General features: G+C 68.4%; 16 protein-coding genes. 12 read left to right on the top strand and 4 right to left on the bottom strand.

Annotated features, from left to right (window positions below):
• Nucleotides 1–127: 127 nt before the first annotated feature.
• Genes HQQ79_RS14845 through HQQ79_RS14825 form a run of 5 tightly spaced genes read left to right on the top strand, consistent with a single transcriptional unit; the run spans nt 128 to nt 3,373 of the window.
• Nucleotides 128–460 (top strand): hypothetical protein, encoded by a 333-nt coding sequence (locus HQQ79_RS14845; RefSeq protein ID WP_071405895.1) that lies wholly within the window; start codon nt 128–130, stop codon nt 458–460.
• A gap of 52 nt (nt 461–512) precedes the next feature.
• On the top strand, nt 513–1,112 hold the full coding sequence (locus HQQ79_RS14840) for a DUF5819 family protein (protein ID WP_173035238.1): 600 nt from the start codon (nt 513–515) through the stop codon (nt 1,110–1,112).
• Nucleotides 1,097–2,080, top strand: coding sequence for an HTTM domain-containing protein (locus HQQ79_RS14835; RefSeq protein ID WP_173035236.1), 984 nt, complete (start codon nt 1,097–1,099; stop codon nt 2,078–2,080). Before HQQ79_RS14840 ends, HQQ79_RS14835 begins: the two co-directional genes overlap by 16 nt.
• Entirely contained in the window at nt 2,061–2,909 is an 849-nt protein-coding gene (locus tag HQQ79_RS14830) for a serine hydrolase domain-containing protein (RefSeq protein WP_173035233.1), read from the top strand. Before HQQ79_RS14835 ends, HQQ79_RS14830 begins: the two co-directional genes overlap by 20 nt.
• Nucleotides 2,909–3,373 carry a DUF1648 domain-containing protein gene (locus tag HQQ79_RS14825; RefSeq protein ID WP_173035231.1) on the top strand — a complete coding sequence of 155 codons (465 nt, stop codon included), beginning with the start codon at nt 2,909–2,911 and terminating at the stop codon, nt 3,371–3,373. Before HQQ79_RS14830 ends, HQQ79_RS14825 begins: the two co-directional genes overlap by 1 nt.
• A 165-nt stretch (nt 3,374–3,538) precedes the next feature.
• On the opposite strand, the gene HQQ79_RS14820 is transcribed toward HQQ79_RS14825, so the two are convergent.
• Together HQQ79_RS14820 and HQQ79_RS14815 are read right to left on the bottom strand one after the other, a co-directional pair.
• Nucleotides 3,539–4,588, bottom strand: coding sequence for a methionine synthase (locus HQQ79_RS14820; protein ID WP_173035229.1), 1,050 nt, complete (start codon nt 4,586–4,588; stop codon nt 3,539–3,541).
• A 37-nt stretch (nt 4,589–4,625) separates the two neighbouring features.
• Entirely contained in the window at nt 4,626–5,582 is a 957-nt protein-coding gene (locus HQQ79_RS14815) for a putative oxygenase MesX (RefSeq protein WP_173035227.1), read from the bottom strand.
• Nucleotides 5,583–5,702: 120 nt separating this feature from the next.
• Here HQQ79_RS14815 and HQQ79_RS14810 point away from each other — a divergent pair, with 120 nt between their 5' ends.
• Nucleotides 5,703–6,644: a LysR family transcriptional regulator gene (locus HQQ79_RS14810; protein WP_027465957.1), complete on the top strand. Its 942-nt coding sequence runs from the start codon at nt 5,703–5,705 to the stop codon at nt 6,642–6,644.
• Nucleotides 6,645–6,700: 56 nt separating this feature from the next.
• Here the strand turns inward: HQQ79_RS14810 and HQQ79_RS14805 are convergent, their stop codons facing one another.
• The gene (locus tag HQQ79_RS14805) at nt 6,701–8,020 is read right to left on the bottom strand and encodes a family 20 glycosylhydrolase (RefSeq protein ID WP_173035225.1); all 1,320 of its coding nucleotides are present in this window, start codon (nt 8,018–8,020) and stop codon (nt 6,701–6,703) included.
• A gap of 345 nt (nt 8,021–8,365) precedes the next feature.
• Between HQQ79_RS14805 and HQQ79_RS14800 the strand changes: the two genes are divergently transcribed.
• From HQQ79_RS14800 to HQQ79_RS14780, 5 genes are all read left to right on the top strand, one after another.
• Nucleotides 8,366–9,427, top strand: coding sequence for a LacI family DNA-binding transcriptional regulator (locus tag HQQ79_RS14800; protein WP_216852526.1), 1,062 nt, complete (start codon nt 8,366–8,368; stop codon nt 9,425–9,427).
• A gap of 147 nt (nt 9,428–9,574) precedes the next feature.
• Nucleotides 9,575–10,912, top strand: coding sequence for an extracellular solute-binding protein (locus HQQ79_RS14795; RefSeq protein ID WP_173035223.1), 1,338 nt, complete (start codon nt 9,575–9,577; stop codon nt 10,910–10,912).
• An 11-nt stretch (nt 10,913–10,923) separates the two neighbouring features.
• Nucleotides 10,924–11,874, top strand: a complete 951-nt coding sequence (locus HQQ79_RS14790) for a carbohydrate ABC transporter permease (RefSeq protein WP_216852525.1) — start codon at nt 10,924–10,926, stop codon at nt 11,872–11,874.
• The gene (locus HQQ79_RS14785) at nt 11,871–12,779 is read left to right on the top strand and encodes a carbohydrate ABC transporter permease (protein WP_110864171.1); all 909 of its coding nucleotides are present in this window, start codon (nt 11,871–11,873) and stop codon (nt 12,777–12,779) included. Before HQQ79_RS14790 ends, HQQ79_RS14785 begins: the two co-directional genes overlap by 4 nt.
• Complete coding sequence (locus tag HQQ79_RS14780) at nt 12,776–14,929, top strand: beta-galactosidase (protein ID WP_254066266.1); 2,154 nt, start codon at nt 12,776–12,778, stop codon at nt 14,927–14,929. Before HQQ79_RS14785 ends, HQQ79_RS14780 begins: the two co-directional genes overlap by 4 nt.
• Before the next feature lie 77 nt (nt 14,930–15,006).
• Here HQQ79_RS14780 and HQQ79_RS14775 read toward each other — a convergent pair whose 3' ends face one another.
• On the bottom strand, nt 15,007–15,750 hold the full coding sequence (locus HQQ79_RS14775) for an SDR family NAD(P)-dependent oxidoreductase (protein WP_173035221.1): 744 nt from the start codon (nt 15,748–15,750) through the stop codon (nt 15,007–15,009).
• Between the two features lie 83 nt (nt 15,751–15,833).
• On the opposite strand from HQQ79_RS14775, the gene HQQ79_RS14770 reads away from it, so the two are divergent.
• A complete protein-coding gene (locus HQQ79_RS14770; protein ID WP_173035219.1) occupies nt 15,834–16,283 on the top strand; it encodes a MarR family winged helix-turn-helix transcriptional regulator in 450 nt (149 codons plus the stop codon).
• Nucleotides 16,284–16,376: the final 93 nt, after the last annotated feature.

Below are 16,376 nucleotides of genomic sequence, written 5' to 3'. Positions count from 1 at the left end.
CCGGCGGTCCTCATCGGCTTCGGGAATAGCGGCCGAACGAGCCCGCGATGTCATCACATCTGCGAGGTAGACCGGTCGGTTCGAAACTGGTACACAGGTACTCCACACAACAGATTGGAGTTCGAAGATGAAGCTCAATACGAAGCTCGCCGGTTCGGCCGCAGCGATTGTGATCGGCAGCACGTTCCTGCTGGCGGCGCCAGCGCAGGCTGCGCAGACGTCCTACGAGCAGTCCAGCGCGATGGCAGAGGTCGTGGCGAACCAGGGTGCGCAGTCGATGGACTCTCAGCCAGAGCAGCGCGGAGTGGTGGGCGTGGCGAAGGCTCTGGCAGCCGGGTTCAAGGCGGCCACTGCGCCGCAGGCGGCGGGGAACGTCGCTCGTCTCGCGAGCATCCTCGGTTTCGCCGCGGAGGCGCCGCAGCCTTCGGCGCAGCTCGAATCCGCCTACTTCGATCGTTGACGAGTACGAGGGGGCTCGTCGCTGCGGCGGGCCCCTTCCCTCCGGGGGAACAATGCAAAAGACCTTGATTGCAGCTGCTGGAGTGGCAGTCGCCGGAATCTTCGGCGCGTGCGCGCTCGTGCTGGCTGGTCCGGTCACGCCGGTGAAGTTCGACGTTGGTCCGGTAGCTTCCCTGCTGAATCCGCACCTCTCCCAGAACTGGCAGCTCTTCGCGCCAGATCCGATCAGCGACGAACGCGGCGTGGTTGCTCGCATCCGCTGCCAAGGCACGACGACAAGATGGACCGACATCTCTTCGTCCGCCGTCGCGCGGACCCAGTCGTCGAGGTTCTTCCCGGATCGCGAGAGCCGGATCGTCAGCAACGCACTCGTCGAGCGCTTTGCGCAGGATGACATCAGCAAGCGGCTTGAGGCGAGAGACAAGGAAGACCTCGTGCCTCCCGACGTCAGCGCACAGCGACGTGCCGAGCGGGTGCTGGCTCGCTACGCGGCGCAACGGGTCCCATGCCCGTCTGCGCGTGATCTTGATGAAGAACCGTCCGCCGTGCAGCTTCGATACGTCGTCCAACCGCTGACGCCGTGGTCGAAGCGCGGCGACAGGTCAGCTCGTGCAGAGCCCCGCATCACGGACTCCGAATGGATCCCGTTGTGATTCGGACGCTCCGTTCCCGAGTCGGCGTCATTGTCGACTGGATGGTTGACGCGCCTCGTGCAACGACTGCACTGAGCCTGCTCAGGGCAGTCGTCGGAGTGGTGTCGACGGCGTTCTACATCAGGCAGTACGCGGGGCGATCAACGTTCTTCGGCCCGGACGGTGTCTACGGGCTCGAGGGCATCCGCGACTACACGGCACGTATCGGGACCTGGAGCCTCTACGCCGCGACGGATTCGGCGGTGTACTTCGAGGTCGTCTTCCACATAGGCCTGGTGGTCGCGGTGCTTGTCACGCTCGGTGTGGGTGGCCGTCTGGTCCTCGCTGCCCACTACGTGCTCCTCTGGTCGCTCTACATGGCGAACCCGGCGTTCATGGACGGTGGTGATGCCTTGGCCGCGACAGCAGTGCTCTTCCTCCTGCTGACCAGGTGCTACTCGGCGTTCACCATCGTCAAAGGACGTCGAAAGCGCGAGGCGGGCCCGGGCGCGTCGGTCCTGAACAACACGGGGCTCCTGCTCCTGGTGACTCAGGTGACTGTCGTCTACCTCATGGCCGGGTTGTACAAGGTGCAGGGTGAGCTCTGGCAAGACGGCACGGCGCTGCACTACATCCTCAACGTCCCAGAGTTCTTCCTCCCGGGGATCACCCCATTGCTCGTGCAGTCCGATTGGCTGATGGTGATCGGTGCCTACGCCACTGTCCTGACATCGGTGTTCTTCCCCGTACTCGTCTTCTTCCGCGCGGGGAGGCCTGTGGCTGTCACGGCGATGCTCACATTCCACCTGGCGATTGCCCTGCTCATGGGCCTGACGTCGTTTGCCCTGGTGATGGCCGCGTACGACCTCCTCTTCGTGAATGCGCACGTCGTGACGCTCCACCGCCGAGCTCGGTCGTTGTGGGAAGGCGCAGTGGCCCGCCTTTCGGCCCGTTTTCAAGGAGGGACACGTGGCTCGGAATCCGCTTGAGAGCTCCGGACACTGGCGCGCGAGTCTTCGCAGGGCCGGCGGCTGGCGAACCGTCCGCGAGCCCCGTGGGCCGTACGCCGCCGCTTCGATGCTCGAGTGGGGGAGCATCACGAAGGGGCTCGTGGGCACGACGGCTTGGCTCACGCTCGAGGTTGAGCGACCGGTCGTGCACTACCTCCCCGGTGTTCCCGACGCCGAGATGACCGTTGCTGACCTCGTCCACCACACCTCGGGTCTTCCACGGCTTCCTGCCGCGATGCGCGACCGCCTGTTCGGCGACCCGTACCGAGAGGCCGTCGGGGTTCCGCTGAAACCAGTAGTCGCAGTGCCGGTCGCACCCCGAGGGCAGTTCGAGTACTCGAACCTGGGGTACGCCCTCCTCGGTGCAGTACTCGACGAGGTGCACGGCGACTGGTTCGCCGCTGTGCGCCAGCACGTCCTCGAGCCGGCGGGGATCAGCTCTGCGGCGCTCGTGCCAGCTCCAGCAGACCGGGTGGTGCCGAAGCTCTTCGGTCGTGCCATCAAGCCGTGGGCGCTCGGGGCGTCGTCGTTCGCGGCGGCAGGGGGCGTCTGGTCCACGTTCGACGATCTCTGTCGCTACGCCGACTGGGCGCTCGAACCCGGAGCTGGGCACTCTCGCACCGTGAGCTGGCAGCGGGAAGGGGCATCGACCTGGATCAACGGAGAGGTGCGAGCGGCAGGAGCGGTCATCGCCAACGCGGCAGGGCTCACCGCGGTGGTGCACACGCTCGCGAAGGCTCCACGCGCGGCCGACGCGATCGCCACGGCGCTCATCGAGCGGGAAGTGCGGGAGACATGCAACCGCTGATGAACGCACTGATGTCCAGCGCCCGTGGCCGACGCAAGCGAGAGGGGGTCTTCGCTGCCACCGCTGCTGCCTTCCCCGTCGTCATCGTGGTCGCGCTCACCAGCGCCTGGTGGGATCGGTTGCCCGAACGGATCGCGACGACGTTCGGCCCGGACGGCAGCCCGAGCGGGTACGGAACACCGTTGGGAACCGCGATCCTGATCGCGGCGATACAGGCGCTGTTCCTCGTGGCGGCGGTCGGCTCCGCTTTTGCTCAAGACCGGCGCAGAGGTCGCATCTCGTGTGCGGTCACCGCAGGGTTCGTCGCGGCTCTCGCGATGAGCTGGCTGATCATCGTGGGAGTGGCGTCTTCGGCGTTGAGTCCTACTGCTTGGTGGCTTCTCGCGGCGGCGCCCGCGTGGGCCGTTGTTCCGTACTGGCTGCTTCCCCCGCGAGGGACTGAAAGCGGATCGCTGACGCATTGACCGGGGTCGAGGGGCGGGGGAGGGCGAGGGCGTTACCAACGCAACTTGTCAGCCGGACGGAAGCCGCGCCTCCCGATCGAATCGAGAGCCGCCCACGCGGCGGACGCAACACGAACGGCGGCCCTCCTCCTTCCGGAAGAGAGCCGCCGTGGTGTCTCGCGGTGATCAGTGGGCCGACGGGACCGCCGTGCCGACGAGCTCAGCCCGCACGATGTCCGCACCAGCCGACAGCGCGCCGAGCTTGTCCAGCGCCGCACCCCGCGCCAGGGGCGCCATCCCGCAGTTGGAGCTGGGGATGAGCTTGTCCGCATCGACGAACTCGAGCGCCCGACGCAGCACCTCCGCGACCTCCTCCGGGGTCTCCACGGTCTCGGTCGCGACGTCGATCGCCCCGAGCATGACCTTCTTGCCGCGGATCAGCTCGACGAGCTCGAGGGGAACGTGGGAGTGGATGCACTCGAGCGAGACGATGTCGATCGAGGAGTGCTGCAGGAGCGGGAAGGACTGCTCGTACTGCCGCCACTCCGCGCCGAGCGTCTCCTTCCACTTGTTGTTCGCCTCGATGCCGTAGCCGTAGCAGATGTGCACGGCGGTCTCAGCGTGCAGGCCCTCGGCCGCGCGTTCGAGTGCGGCCACGCCCCAGTCCTGCACCTCGTCGTGGAAGACCGTGAAGGCGGGCTCGTCGAACTGGATGATGTCGACGCCGGCGTCCTGCAGTTCGCGTGCCTCTTGGTTGAGGATGGTGGCGAACTCCCACGCCAGCTTCTCGCGGCTCTTGTAGTGCTGATCCGAGAGGGTGTCGATCATGGTCATCGGGCCGGGGAGCGCCCACTTGATCGGCCGGTCGGTCTGAGCCCGCAGGAACGCGGCGTCCTCGACGAAGACCGGCTTCCGACGGCTCACGGCACCGACGACGGTCGGGACGGCCGCGTCGTACCGGTCGCGGATGCGGACGGTCTCCTTGCGGTCGAGGTCGACGCCGTCCAGGTGCTCGATGAACGTCGTGACGAAGTGCTGGCGGGTCTGCTCGCCGTCGCTGACGATGTCGATGCCGCGGCGCTCCTGCTCGTGCACGGCGGAGCGCAGGGCGTCCTGCTTGCCCTCGGTCAGTGCTGCTCCTTGCAGCTCCCAGGGGGACCAGAGCCGCTCGGGCTCGGCGAGCCAGGACGGCTTCGGCAGGCTGCCGACGATCGAGGTGGGGAGGAGAGAACGCATGGGAGTGACGGTCCAGTCAGTCGAAGGGCAGAGGAGGTCAGCGCGCGAGGGCGGGGTCAGCCCACCGGGCGAGGAGTGCGTGGTGCGGCCGCACCAGGTGCTCCTCGGTCCACCGGCCCTGCGTGATCCCGAGGCGGCTGCGCTCCTCGCGGTCGTAGGTCACCGGGGTGGGCGTGAAGTCGGTGTGGTCGAGGGTGGGGCGGTAGGTGCTGCCGGCCGGGGTGTTCGCGGCGTAGACCTCCGGGCGGTAGATCTTCTGGAAGGTCTCCATGGTGGCGATCGTGCCGATGAGCTGGAGGTCCGTGTAGTCGCCGGTCAGGTCGCCGCGCGTGTAGAACGCGAGCGGGGCAGCCGCTCCGGCGGGCTGGAAGTACCGGACCCGCATGCCCATCCGGCCGAAGTAGTCGTCGGTGAGCGAGGAGTGCTCGTGCTCGTACTCGGCGCCGAGGACCGGGTGGACGTACCCGTTCCGGCGGTAGGTCTGGCTCGTCGAGACGCTGATGCAGACGACGGGCTCCGTCGTGAACTGGTGCCGGAACGCGGAGGACTCCAGGAAGCGCTGGAAGAGCGCCCCGTGCAGCGCCCCGAAGTCAGACGGCAAGCCCGGCGATGACGGCAGCAGCACCGAGAAGTCGTAGTCGCGCAGGTACGACGAGAAGTTGTTGCCGAGGATCCCCTGGTGGCGCTCGCCGGTGTGCTGGTCGAGGATCGTGACGTCGAGCATCTCGAGCAGCGGGAACTCCGCGTCCGACCCGCTGTCTGAGAACTCCAGCGCCACCGAGACGATGTCGAGCTGCAGTTGGTAGCGGTCGTGCGCCGCGGCCAGCTCGTTCGCGCGCCCGTCGATCATCGCCAGCGCAGCACGGAGGTTCTGCTGACGGTGCTCGCCGCGCGCCAGGTTGGCGAAGTTCGTGGTCAGCCGGGAGCTGTCGGCGGGGGAGTAGTCCTCGTCGAACCGGGTCCGGGTGATGCTGAAGGTGAGGTCGTTCGCCATGGTCGGCAATCTGTTCGTCGAGCGGCCCGTGGGCGCGGTGGGAGGGATGAATCGATCATGGCGGGAATGGCGAGCCATCAGGTAATACCGAGATGCTATGCACCGGTATAGCCTCGGCCTATGGCCCGGGTCTCGAACGACATCACCCTGCAGCAGCTCCGGTACTTCATCGAGGTGGCGACGGAGGGCTCGATCAGCGCAGCGGCCGATCTGCTCTACGTGTCCCAGCCGACGATGTCCGCGGCGATGAAGGACCTGGAGACGCGGATCGGGCGCCCGCTGTTCACCCGCTCGGCCAGGGGGGTCGTGCTCACCGTCGACGGCGTCGAGTTCCTCGGGTACGCCCGGCAGGTCGTCGAGCAGGTCTCCCTCCTCGAGCAGCGGTACGTCGGCGGCCAGCGGTCGCGTCGGCTGCTCGGGGTGTCCGCCCAGCACTACTCGTTCGCGGTGGAGGCCTTCGTCCGGATGGTCGAGGCGGCGGCTGCGGACGAGTACGAGTTCTCACTCCGTGAGACACGCACCTGGGACATCATCGAGGACGTCCGCACCCTGCGCAGCGAGGTGGGCATCCTCTACCGCAACGACTTCAACAAGCAGGTGCTCGGCAAGCTGCTGCGGGACGCCGGCGTCGTGTTCACACCGCTGTTCGTCGCACAGCCGCACATCTTCGTGGCGAAGCGGAATCCGCTCGCGTCACGGGAGCGTGCGACCCTCGAGGACCTCGCGGACCTGCCTCGGCTCACGTTCGACCAGGGTGCGAACAACTCCTTCTACCTGGCCGAGGAGATCCTGTCGACGATGTCGAGCAAGCGGGAGATCCGGGTGTCGGACCGGGCGACGATCTTCAACCTCATGATCGGCCTGGGTGGGTACACGATCTCGACCGGGCTGATCAGCGACGACCTCGACCCCGAGATCGTCGCCATCCCCCTCGACGTCGACGAGCGCATCGAGATCGGCTGGATCGCGCACGCTTCGGTTCCCCTCACCGTGCAGGCGCAGACGTACCTGGACGAGTTGCGCGCGGTGGTCAGCAGTTACGGCGTTGAGCCGCTCGGGTAGGCAAGCGGCGGGTCCGGCGGTTCCAGCGATCGGCCTGGAGGCACGACATGCTTCCGTCAGGAGGCTGCGGTCTCGATCATCGCCGTCACGTGCGGTGCGCTCCACCGCAGGAGCGCGTCGGATGGCGGGTCTTCGAGGTCCTCACCCCAGATCGCGACGGCGGCGCCCGACATCGGAGCCGCGAGAAGCGAACCGGAGTCGCCGTCCCACGCCCGGAGCGACCAGTTCTCGCGGAGATCGGCGACCGTGTAATCGCTGTCGGCCGGGTCGAGGTCGGTCGGCACCTCGTAGAGGTAGTACGAGTTGTAGTTGAGCAGGTCGATCCCGGCCTGCTGCAGGTCGACCGCACTCGCCCGCCGCGCTCGGCGTTCGCGCCGCTCCGCTGCGTCCTCGGTGTCGCCGTCGAAGCTCCAGTACGTGACGTGGATGCGCGGATCGAGTCGCCCGACCGCAACCCGATCGATCCCGTCGTTCCAGGCCCAGACCTCGCGGTTGCCGAGCGTGGCCGCCATCTCGTTCATCCAGGCGACGCGATGTGCGGCGGTGACGTCGTCGCCCCATTCGTCGCCGCCGATGTGCACGGTTCGGCTGGAAGGGAAGGTCCGCTGCACCTCTGCGTACAGCTCCTTCGCCAGCACGAGACTCTCGGGCGCCGACGTGTCGAGCTCGTTCTCGCCCGAACGGATGCGGTCGACCCACTTCGTGCCGTGCTGCGCCTCGAGCAGGGCGAACGCGGCGGCCATGTGTCCGGGAGTGTCGATCTCCGGCACGATCGCGACGCCTCGCTCCGCCCCGTACTCGGAGATCGTGCGTGCCTGCGCGGCACTCAGGAACGGGCGATGGGTCACGCGGCTGGTGTAGACGCCGTGGTCGAGATCCGCGTTCGCGGGGGTCTGGCCGAGGACCGTGCTCTCGATCCCGACGTTCTGGTCATCGGTGAGGTGCAGGTGCAGGAAGCGCCCGCCGTCGTCGGCGAGGAGGTCGATGTACCGCTTGATCAACGCCACGGGGTAGTAGGCGCGAGCGACGTCGAGCATCACGCCCGTCTCCGGACGCGCGCGCTTCGTGGGCTTGGTGGTGACGGTCGCCGTCGACGTGCGGCACTGCTTCGCGGAGTACGCACCGGCGCAGGCGAGGACCGAGTACTTGCCGGCTGCGGCACGGGAAGGGGTCCCGCGCACTGCGGTGATCGAGGTGCTCGAACCGGCGGCGAGTGCCTTCACCGCCACCCGGCCGAGCGTGTACTTCTCGGTGCCGGCCGACAGGTACAGCCACGCGGAGGAAGCCGCCTTCCGCACCGAGGCGGTGTTCTTGACCTTCAGGGTGGTGCGCACGGCGGTGCCGGTGGTGGACGCGGTGACCTTCGTGACCGTCACCGCCGAGACTGCGGTGTCCGCTGATCCTGCCGTTGCACGGATGCCGACCAGAGCTGCGGCCGACAGGGCGATCGCCAGACCGACCGCAAGCGTGCGTCTGGCAGACGATCCGGGACCCACGTTCCCCTGCTGACGCACCACGACGTTCTCCCCCTCGAACACCCGTTTCCCTCGCTGGATCAGGATGCGCACACGATCGTATCCGCACCGCACATCAACACTTGCCACAACCTCGCACCCGCGGTGGCACCGCGGAATCGCTCTTGACTACGTAGACAATCCCGTGGTTGTCTTGCTCCCACACCCGGTCCCGGCCGGTCCCACGGAGCAGCGAAGGAGCTGACGATGAGCGGCAACGCATCGGTTCATCGCCTCCGCCCGGCCTCCATGACCGACGTCGCGAGCCTGGCCGGCGTCTCCCAGAAGACCGTCTCCCGCGTGGTGAACGACGAACCGCACGTCACCGCGGCGGTCCGCGCCCGGGTCCTCGAAGCGATCGACGAACTGGGTTTCCGCCCGAACGCCGCTGCCCGCTCCCTCAAGTCGCAGCGCTCCCGCCGGATCGGTCTCATCACCATCGGCACGAACCTGTACGGCCCGACCGCCATGCTCACCGGCGTCGAGCAGGCGTGCCGCACGAACGGGTACAGCCTGGCCATCGTCCGGACCGTCGCTGCGACCGCATCCGAGCTCCAGCCGGCGGTCGACTCGCTCGTCGGCCAGGACGTCGAGGCGATCGTCTTCTCCGAGCCGGTCGAGAACCAGATGGACCAGCTCCGCCTGCCCCAGGGCGTGACGGTGCTGACGCTCGGGCCGCCGGACGTCGCCGACCGAGAGAACACCCTGGCGGTCGGTCTGGACGAGAGTGGCGCTGCGTTCGCGGCCACCGATCACCTGCTGGCCCTCGGGCACGAGACCGTGTGGCACATCGCGGGTCCGGCGGACTGGACCTCGAGTTCGCGCCGGCTGGCGGGGTGGCGGGCTGCGCTGCAGGACGCCGGCGTCGCCGAGCACGCACCGGTCGAGGGGGACTGGTCGCCGCAGAGCGGCTACGACGCCATGCGCTCGTTGCTCGGCCGCCCGGACCTGACGGCGGTCTTCGTCGCGAACGACCAGATGGCGATCGGCGCGATGTCCGCCATCCAGCAGCACGGGTTGTCCGTGCCGGGTGACGTCAGCATCGTCGGCTTCGACGACATGCCGATCTCGGCGTACCTGCCGACGCCGCTCACGACCATCCGTCAGGACTTCGACGAGGCCACCCGCCTCGCGATGCACCGCCTCTTCCGCACCCTCGACGGCCACCCGCCCGCCGAGCGCCACCGGATGCTGCCCGGCCAGCTGATCACGCGCGCCACCAGCGCGCCGCCGTCCGCTGAGCGGCGACACCTCCGCCCCGCCGACTGAACCCCCGGACGGGAGGCGCGGCTTGCGTCCGTCCCGTGAGTGAGCGCTCACGCGCGCTCACCGCCACTTCCGCACGCACCTCGACGACGATGTCAGGAGACCTCCGTGACCCCAGTACTCAGGCGACTTTCCCCACCTGCGCCACCCGTGCCTCCAGGCCGTGGGCCGAGCCGACGCGACCTGCTCAGGTGGGGCGCCGCCGCTGGCGGCAGCATCGCCCTCGGCGCTCTGCTCGCCGGCTGCTCCCCGCAGTCGACGGCCGCCGTCCGTTCCGGACGCGCCGACCTGTCCTTCTGGACACACGACCCCGGCTACGAGAAGTTCTTCACCGAGGCGTTGCCGGTCGCCGACCGGAAGTCGGACTTCGACTTCGCGCTCGACATCACCACGATCGCAGCGGCGGACATCCCGACCAAGCTCATCGCGCAGGCCGTTGCCGGCACGGGGACGCCGGACGTCGCCGGGCTCGAGATCGGGGCGTTCTGCCGGATGCTCCGCGGTGACATCGCTGCCGAGCTGCTGAGCGACCTGTCGCCGTCGGTGGCGTCGCGCAAGGACGACCTCATCGCTGCGCGACTCACGCCGTTCTCGAAGGACGGGGCCCTCTACGCGCTCGACTCGGACAACCCGTTGTGCGTCTACTACCACCGCGCGGACCAGTTCGAGGCCCTCGGCATCCCCGACGACCTGACGACGTGGGAGGAGTACATGGACGTCGGCGCGAGGCTCAACAAGAGCAAGGGTGTCTCGCTGCACGCCGTGGCGGTCACCGATCCGGGCGGCACGCTGCAGAGCTACCAGATCCTGCTGCTCCAGCGGGGCGGCGACCTGTACGACGAGGACGGCGGCATCGCCATCCAGACGCCGGAGGCCGAACGCACCCTGCAGTTCCTGGTCGACGGTGTGCAGTCCGGGGCCATCGCCACGGTCGCCGACATGTACGGACCGAGCCTGCAGTCCGGGCTGAAGGGCGGCACGATCCTGGCCGTCGACATGCCCTCCTGGTACGCCAGCTACGGCATCAAGCCGAACGTGCCCGAGCAGAAGGGCAAGTGGAAGGTGCGGAACCTGCCCCGGTTCGCGGGTGGTGGCAGCACGACGAGCGTCGGCGGCGGCACCGGGTTCTCGGTGCTCCGCGACAAGCCGCTCACGAAGGCCGGCATCGACCTGGTGCTCGCCGCGTACCTCGACCCGGACCAGCAGGTGAAGCGCTACCAGGACCTCGGTTACCTGCCGACGCTCCGCTCGGTCTACGACGACCCGCGGCTCGCGGCGCTGAGCGACCCGTACTTCGGCGGGCAGCAGCTGTTCGGCGTCTACAAGTCGGTCGTCGATGACGTGCCCTCGCAGCACCAGAGCGCCGACGCCTCGATCCTGCAGACCGTCCTGAGCGGTTACCTCATCAAGGCCTACAAGGGCCAGATTTCCCCGAAGCAGGCACTCGACGCCGCTGCGGCCGACTTCCGCGGCCAGACCCGCGCCTGAGGAGGACGACGTTGTCCACATCAACCGCCACCGGCATCCCGGTGTCCGCCACCACGACCACCACCGATCCACCCGATCGCCGTCGCCGCCTGAACACGAACGGTGGCAGCGCGCCGTACCTCTTCATCGCGCCGTTCTACGTGCTGTACGGCCTGTTCATGATCGTGCCGGTGCTCGCCGCCGTGTACCTGTCACTCACCGAGTGGGTCGGCCTCGGCACACCGAACTGGATCGGCCTGTCCAACTACGCGAACCTGTTCCGGGACACCAGCTTCGGCACAGCCCTGGTCAACTCGCTGATCTACACACTCATCGCCGTGTTCGTCATCGTGCCGTGCTCGCTCCTGGTCGCGCAGGCGCTCAACGCCAAGGGACTCCGCGCCCGAGACCTGTTCCGGGTGACGTTCTTCATCCCGATGGTGCTGTCGCCGATCGTCATCGCGCTCATCTACAGCCTGGTGTTCGACACGAACTACGGACTGCTCAACGCCACGCTCAAGGCGCTGTTCGGGCTGCCGAACACCGACTGGCTCGGTGACCCGACGCTCGCGAAGGTCGCCATCGGATTCGTGCTCCTGTGGCGCACGGTCGGCTACCTGACGATCTTCTTCCTGGCAGCACTGCAGAACGTGTCGCCCGAGCAGTACGAAGCCGCGTCGCTCGACGGGGCAGGAACCTTCCGGAAGTTCACAAACGTGACGCTCCCGGCGATCCGACCGGTCACGGCGTTCGTCGTGGTGACGAGCTTCATTAGTGCCGCGCAGCTGTTCGACGAGCCCTACCTGCTCACCAAGGGCGGTCCGGGCGAAGCCACGCTCTCCGTCGCCATGTTCATCTACCGCGCCGCCTTCGAACGGCAGCAGTTCGGGTACGCGGCAGCCGCCGGTGTCGTGCTGTTCGTCGTCGTGTTCGGCGTCAGCCAGATCCTCAACCGCGCACTCGCCATCGGGAGGGACGCATGACCGCCACCACCGACCGCCCGGACACCCGGGCCGTCACGACCGCCGGAAGCAGGGCACCCCGGTCCGGCCCGCCCCGCACCAGGGGCTGGATCGCTCGCCGCGGCCTGCTCTACGCCACACTCGTGGCGCTGCTGCTGGTCTTCGTGTTCCCGCTGCTCTGGGCACTGTCCGGCTCGTTCAAACAGCGTGGCGACATCTTCGCGACACCGCCCACGCTCATCCCGAGCCCGGCGACGGGGGAGAACTACACGAACCTGCTCGCCACCCAGCCGTTCTGGGCCTGGTTCGGCATCAGTGTCGGCACCGCCCTGATCGCGACCGTCGTGTCCGTGTTCGTCTGCGCGATGGCCGGGTACGGGTTCGCGAAGTTCCGGTTCCGGGGCAAGCGGATCCTGTTCGCGGTGATGTTCTCGTCGCTCTCGGTGCCGTTCGCGGTGATCCTCGTACCGCTCTTCATCCTGGTGGTGAAGTCCGGGCTGACGAACCCGTGGTTCTCGCTCGTCGTCCCGTGGGTGGCGCCGGCGTTCGGCATCTTCATGATGCAGCAGTTCATCGTGCAGGCGATCCCCGACGAACTCATCGAGGCGGCCCGCATCGACGGCAACTCCGAGTTCGGAACGTTCCGCCGGGTCGTGCTCCCGCTGCTCCGGCCGTCGCTCGGCGCCCTGGCGGTGTGGAGCTTCCTGCAGAGCTACAACTCGTTCCAGTGGCCGTTGGTCCTGCTGTCCGACTCGAGCCAGTACACGCTGCCCCTCGGCCTCAACGCGATCTTCGCGTCGGAGAACCGGTCGTACGACCTGGTGCTCGCCGGCGCCGTGCTGGCGAGCGTGCCGACGATCCTCGTGTTCCTGCTCCTCCGCAAGCAGCTGCTCGACGGGCTGACCGCGGGGGCGGTCAAGGGATGACCGACACCCGCACCCACCACCGATCCTTCTCGAACGGAGCACCCAGCACCATGCAGCACGACCGCGTCCTCTTCGGCGCCGCCTACTACCACGAGTACCAGCCCACCCCTCGGCTCGACGAGGACATGCGCCTGATGGAGGAGGCCGGCTTCTCGGTCATCCGCGTCGGTGAGTCCGTCTGGAGCACCTGGGAGCCGGAGAACGGCCGCTTCGACTTGGAGTGGCTCGCACCGGTGCTCGACGCCGCCCACGAACACGGCATCCGGGTGATCCTCGGCACACCGACGTACGCCGTGCCGATGTGGCTCCCCCGCATCGTGCCGGAGATCAACGTCCGCCGCCGTACCGACGGCGAGGCGATGGGCTGGGGTGCCCGGCAGGAGATCGACTACGCCCACCCGGCGTTCCTGTTCCACGCCGAGCGGGTCATCCGGAAGATCGTCGCCCGGTACGCCGAGCACCCCGCCGTGATCGGCTACCAGGTCGACAACGAGCCGGGCAACGAGCTCATCGCGAACCCCGAGGTGTTCCAGCGCTTCGTCGACCACCTGCGTCACACCTACGGCAGCGTCGAGCGGCTGAACGAGGAGTGGGGCCTGACCTACTGGTCCCACCGGCTGTCAACCTGGGCAGACCTGTGGACTCCGGACGGCAACGCGCAGCCGCAGTACGACCTGGCCTGGCGCCGGTTCCAGGCCTCGATCACGACGGACTTCATCGCCTGGCAGGCATCGGTCGTGCGGGAGTACTCGCGTCCGGACCAGTTCGTGACCACGTGCATCGCCTACGAGCGGCCGACCGTCGAGGACGAGGTGCTCACCCGGACGCTCGACGTCACCGCTGGCAACCCGTACTACCGGATGCAGGACGCCCTCGAGCTGCCGAGCGCCGAGGAGCCCGCACAGTTCTGGACCTCGTCCGGTGCCTGGTCGATCTTCGCCTCGGGCGACCGCATGTACGGGTCGAAGCAGGCACCGTTCCTGGTCACCGAGACCAACGCGCAGGCCATCGGGTTCTCGTGGATGAACGAACCGGCCTACGAAGGGCAGTGGCGACAGGCCGCCTGGGCACTCGTGTCCCGAGGCGCGTCGATGATCGAGTACTGGCACTGGCACACGCTGCACTACGGCGTCGAGACGTACTGGGGTGGCGTCCTGCCGCATTCGCAGCAGCCCGGTCGCACCTACGAGGAGATCGCCCGGATCGGAGCGGAGTTCGCGCACGCCGGGGACCGGGTCGCCGGCCTCCGCCCGCACGCCGACGTCGCCCTGCTGTTCTCGAACGAGTCGAAGTGGGCGCTGAACGAGCACCCGGCGCTCGGCGACGGCATGGAGCCCGACCGGCGCTCGTGGCAGACGATCTACGACGCCTACGCCCGAGGCGTCTTCGATGCCGGACTGCAGGCGAACACGGTGCATCCGTCGCAGGTCTTCGACCGGGATCCGGTGTCCTTCGCCGCGGAGCGTCCGGTGCTCGTCGCTGCCGCGTTCACCATCGCGACCGACGCCCAGCTGCAGTGGCTCGCCGCCTACGCCGAGGCAGGCGGACACCTGGTCGTCGGCATCCGCACCGGGTACGAGGACGAAGAAGCCCGTGCGCGGCTCGAACGGAAGCCCGCGTTCCTCGACGTGCCCGCCGGCGTGCACTACGACGAGTTCAGCAACCTCGGCCGACGCATCCCGGTGTCCGCCGGGGCCGCTGCCGCTGAGCACGGGTTCACCGTGCCGGCCGGGGCGACGGCCACCCGGTGGGCGGACGGCCTGCTCGTCGACGACGCCGACGTGCTCGTCGGGTACGACCACCCGCACCACGGTCGGTTCGCAGCGGTGACCACACGGTCGCACGGAGCCGGTCGGGTCACCTACGTCGGGACCGTCCCGGATCCGGCGCTCGCCGCAGCGATCACGGAGTGGGCCGTCGCGCAGGGCAGCGGGTCGCCGAGCTGGCAGCCGCAGGCCGACACGCAGTCGGTCGCGAGCTCGGCCAACGGCCACGGCGAGACGGTGCACGTCATCCACAACTGGTCGTGGGAACCGAGCACGTACGCGGTGCCGGTCGCCGCGGAGGACCTGTTCGAGGGCACGGCACTCGCCGCGGATGCCGTGCTCGAGCTCGGGCCGTGGGACGTCCGGGTCGTCGTCGTCGCGTAGCGAGACCGGAGCAGGCGGGCCGTCGGGTCGGACGGTCCGCCTGCTCCTTCTGTGCAACGGTGGCACCCGGACAGCGGTCAGGCCGCGGCCCGGAACGCCTTCGTCGCCGCTCGGGCCTCCGCCGACGAGGCGAGCGAGACGGAGTGGCTGCCGATGCCCGTCGCCAGGGACAGTGCGACGGCGGCGGCACCGACCTCGGATGCCAAGACCCACTCCGGCTCGCCGCCGACGAACCGGGTCCGCACCGGCCCGAGCACGAGCGCGTGGACGCGGGCGTCCGGCGACTCCGCCGCGAGGACTCGCTGCATCATGAGCACCGCGGCCTGCTCCATGCTCACCAGCCCGCTGCCCGGAACCGGGAACTCGGCGGACTGCCCGACGATCACCGTGTACGCGCCGACACCGCTGAGCCGCGGGACGATCGCCCGCGCCAGTGCCATGTGCGCCGTGGCGAGCCCGGTGAACGCTCCCGCCCAGTCGTCCTCGTCGATGGTGGTCAGGGGCCCGCCCTGCCACCATCCGCCGACGGGGACGACCACGTCGTCGATGCCGCCGAGCCGTTCGGTCATCTCGGCACCGAGTGCTTCCGCGCCGGCGAAGGACGTGTAGTCGTGCGTCGGCAGGTGCAGCAGCTGGGACGTGCCGATCGTGCCGAGCGCGGCGCGGAGTTCCGTGCCGCGCGCATCGGAACGCGTCGGGACGACGACGTCGGCACCGGCGTCGAGGTAGGCGCGGACGACGCCTTCCCCGACGCCGCCCGTGCCGCCCGGCACGAGGACGCGACGGCCTGAGAGGTCAGGGGTGATGGGATGTGCGGACATGTTCGACTCCTTGGTGAGACCAATGTTGGTTCAACCAACGATACGCACAAATGGTTGGTCGTACCAACTGATAGTCTTCGGGCATGTCCGAGGACCCCACTCCACCCCAGGCGCTCCGGACGCTCGTGAGCTGGCAGGCCGGGCGACTCGCCACGATCGGTGCGCGCTTGACCAGTGCCCGGATGCCCCTCGAAGCGCGGTCCGACTTCGCGGTGCTGGCAGCGCTCGACGAGAACGGTGCGCTGAGTCAGGCCGAGATCGGTCGCGTGCTGGGTCTGGACCGCAACAACGTCAACGGCATCGTCGTCCGGCTCGAAGGAGACGAAGCCGTGACTCGGGAGCCAGACCCGTCGGACCGCCGGCGGAACGTCGTCACGATCACGACCGCTGGTCGGACCAGGCTCGCCGAGATCCAGGTGCTCGCGGATGCCGTGCAGGACGAACTGCTCACGGCGTTGTCGACGAAGGAGCGGAAGGACCTCATTCATCTGCTCGACCGGGCTCTCTCCGGTCACGGTGGCCAGTCCGCCTGACCCCGCAGGCGACTCCGCACGGCCGAACGCCCAGGGGTGACGGCGTCAGTCCACGCTGCTATGTTTGCGCGCACAACAAATCCCGGACGACGA

This window comes from Curtobacterium sp. VKM Ac-2852 (assembly GCF_013205045.1).
In the GTDB taxonomy this organism is placed as follows: Bacteria; Actinomycetota; Actinomycetes; order Actinomycetales; family Microbacteriaceae; genus Curtobacterium; species Curtobacterium flaccumfaciens.
The sequence above is the reverse complement of the archived record's forward strand: the minus strand, read 5'-3'. Positions and strand labels throughout refer to the sequence as shown.

Excerpts from the sequence above, each read along its gene's own strand:
- HQQ79_RS14780 (WP_254066266.1), top strand. The coding sequence starts at position 12,776 with ATGACCGACACCCGCACCCACCACCGATCCTTCTCGAACGGAGCACCC.
- HQQ79_RS14800 (WP_216852526.1), top strand. The coding sequence starts at position 8,366 with ATGAGCGGCAACGCATCGGTTCATCGCCTCCGCCCGGCCTCCATGACC.
- HQQ79_RS14840 (WP_173035238.1), top strand. The coding sequence starts at position 513 with ATGCAAAAGACCTTGATTGCAGCTGCTGGAGTGGCAGTCGCCGGAATC.
- HQQ79_RS14785 (WP_110864171.1), top strand. The coding sequence starts at position 11,871 with ATGACCGCCACCACCGACCGCCCGGACACCCGGGCCGTCACGACCGCC.
- HQQ79_RS14775 (WP_173035221.1), bottom strand. The coding sequence starts at position 15,750 with ATGTCCGCACATCCCATCACCCCTGACCTCTCAGGCCGTCGCGTCCTC.
- HQQ79_RS14835 (WP_173035236.1), top strand. The coding sequence starts at position 1,097 with ATGGATCCCGTTGTGATTCGGACGCTCCGTTCCCGAGTCGGCGTCATT.
- HQQ79_RS14770 (WP_173035219.1), top strand. The coding sequence starts at position 15,834 with ATGTCCGAGGACCCCACTCCACCCCAGGCGCTCCGGACGCTCGTGAGC.
- HQQ79_RS14810 (WP_027465957.1), top strand. The coding sequence starts at position 5,703 with ATGGCCCGGGTCTCGAACGACATCACCCTGCAGCAGCTCCGGTACTTC.
- HQQ79_RS14825 (WP_173035231.1), top strand. The coding sequence starts at position 2,909 with ATGAACGCACTGATGTCCAGCGCCCGTGGCCGACGCAAGCGAGAGGGG.
- HQQ79_RS14820 (WP_173035229.1), bottom strand. The coding sequence starts at position 4,588 with ATGCGTTCTCTCCTCCCCACCTCGATCGTCGGCAGCCTGCCGAAGCCG.
- HQQ79_RS14815 (WP_173035227.1), bottom strand. The coding sequence starts at position 5,582 with ATGGCGAACGACCTCACCTTCAGCATCACCCGGACCCGGTTCGACGAG.
- HQQ79_RS14845 (WP_071405895.1), top strand. The coding sequence starts at position 128 with ATGAAGCTCAATACGAAGCTCGCCGGTTCGGCCGCAGCGATTGTGATC.